The sequence below is a fragment of the Pseudoalteromonas sp. TP27 genome, from assembly GCF_056470645.1.
The window spans coordinates 1-2,034 of the sequence record NZ_JARDAK010000069.1 but is presented as its reverse complement, the minus strand read 5'-3'; the positions used below and the strand labels follow the sequence as shown (position 1 = coordinate 2,034).

The 2,034-nt window shown below is 38.2% G+C and carries 1 protein-coding gene and 2 pseudogenes; 1 reads left to right on the top strand and 2 read right to left on the bottom strand.

Features of this window, described 5'->3' with window-relative positions:
- Nucleotides 1-697, bottom strand: a pseudogene (locus PX700_RS21920) (IS91 family transposase); the annotation flags it as partial.
- A gap of 240 nt (nucleotides 698-937) precedes the next feature.
- Here PX700_RS21920 and PX700_RS21915 point away from each other — a divergent pair.
- The gene (locus tag PX700_RS21915) at nucleotides 938-1,774 is read left to right on the top strand and encodes a LysR family transcriptional regulator (protein ID WP_446701368.1); all 837 of its coding nucleotides are present in this window, start codon (nucleotides 938-940) and stop codon (nucleotides 1,772-1,774) included.
- Nucleotides 1,775-1,896: 122 nt separating this feature from the next.
- Here the strand turns inward: PX700_RS21915 and PX700_RS21910 are convergent.
- Nucleotides 1,897-2,034: pseudogene (locus PX700_RS21910) on the bottom strand (IS5-like element ISVa1 family transposase); the annotation flags it as partial.

Below are 2,034 nucleotides of genomic sequence, written 5' to 3'. Positions count from 1 at the left end.
TGACGGTAATCCTGGATGTGCTCAGTGCTCCCTGTTGATAAATTTAGCTCATCGTACTTTCGTCTGAGTAAATCAATTAAGCTTCGACGCCAGTGATACTCCACATGCTTCTTTTTGAAATAGATAGGCTGCCAGTTATCATTTTCATCTAAACCGCCTTGTGTGACGGATAAATGAATATGAGGATGCCAATTGAGGCCTCTGCCATAGGTGTGTAATGCCCCGAATATACCGACTTCAAGGCCCATTTTTTTGCCCAATTTAGCAAGGTATTCGCAGCAAGAGAAAATAAGTCATTTAAGAGCTCTGGGGTTGCATCGAATATTGGCCAGAGTTCACTAGGCATGGTGAACGTGATGTGCTGATGCTCACAATCTGGCATCACTTCCAGCTGCGTGGCTATCCATCGCTCTGTAGATTTTGTACCACAAGAGCTGCAAGCCTTCGTCTTGCAACTCTGGCATATTACTTTCGTGCAGTGACAGTTTGATTTTTCACAACCGTAGTGTTTTGCCCCCATCGCATTGGTACCACACGCAAGCATTCTTTCTATACAAGTAATTTGCCACAGACTGAAGGTATGAGCGTGTTTCCATAGCGCCTTTTCCCAAGCGTTGTCTTTTTCAAAAAGTAGCTTAGTAGCACGAGGAATAAATTCTTTTTGGGCATGACATTGACGTCTGTAGTTGCATGGCAAGAGGTAATTAATTCGAGATAATAAAGGATGCAGAGATCATAGCGTTAATTGAATTAATGTTGAATACATAATTTAACGCGGCCTCGCTCGATGCGCAGCATCGCTATCTTGAAATCTAATGATAATATTGTTTTTAGGTTACTACTGTTCTGTTAGAATAACAAACTTCAAAGTCATGATTTTAGAAACACAGTTAATTGATTGTACTAGAAACTAATTGATAGATAACGGAGTGATAATATGGATGCAAAAATATTTAAAACATTCCTTGAGGTGGCCAAGGTTAAGCACTTTGGGCGAGCAGCAGAAAATTTATATCTAACCCAAGCAGCTGTTAGTGCAAGAATAAAACAATTAGAAACGTATTTTGATACTTTATTATTTACTCGTGATCGAAATAATATCCGATTAACGTCATCAGGTGAGCGGTTGGTAGGTTATGCAGAAATAGTTGTCTCTACCTTACAACAAGCAAAATTAGAATTGTCAATGAATTCAAAGAAATCCTTTCAAATAACAATAGCGGGCACTCCCAGTGTTTGGGATGTATTTTTACAAAATGGTTTAGTTACTATAACTGATTCCTTTACAAATTATGGTTTCATTGCTGAAGTAAAAAATAGAGAACAGCTCAATCGACATTTACTTGAGCGAACTCTTGATATGGCGTTTTCATTCGATCTTATTAAGAGAGATGAGTTTTTTTGTAACGTTATTTCACAGGTTTCTTTAGTCTTTGTATCAACAAAAAATATTCAGCTTAGCGATGTATTTAATGATAAATATGTTTATATCGATTGGGGAACACGTTTTACCTCTGAACATTTAGAGCGTCATCCTGATATTCCAGTACCATATCTTCGTACCTCAACAGCGCGTATTGCATTAGACTTTATTTTGGAAAAGGGGGGAAGCGCTTATTTACCATTAATAATGGTTGAAAAGTTCATAAAATCAGGAGAACTATATAGGGTCAAAGATGTAGATGACTGGTCTCGTTCTATTTATTTAATTTATTGTAAAAATAGCTCGGCCTTAGACGCTATTCAGCAAATAGAAGAGCTTTTAAAAAAATAATCTTTATATGGTAGAAATGTGAGGAATTATTGTAATTGTCAACAAAAGACCAGCGCAGGATCGCACTTGGCGTTGTTGACCAAATCAGGTAAGGGCTGTAGCCATCCTACAGAACTTACCCGTTAGTTTCTAACAGGCATACCTAGCCCTAGGACTTTGTTCATTGCTTTCACGTTTGCCAACGCCTCACCTACTTGAGCGTTATAACATCTCAAGCTCAATGTACCACTAGTCAGTCCTTTATATCGAGACATTGCCGT

Bases quoted from the DNA above. Each gene is read 5' to 3' on its own strand.
- PX700_RS21915 (WP_446701368.1), top strand. From the start codon at position 938: ATGGATGCAAAAATATTTAAAACATTCCTTGAGGTGGCCAAGGTTAAG.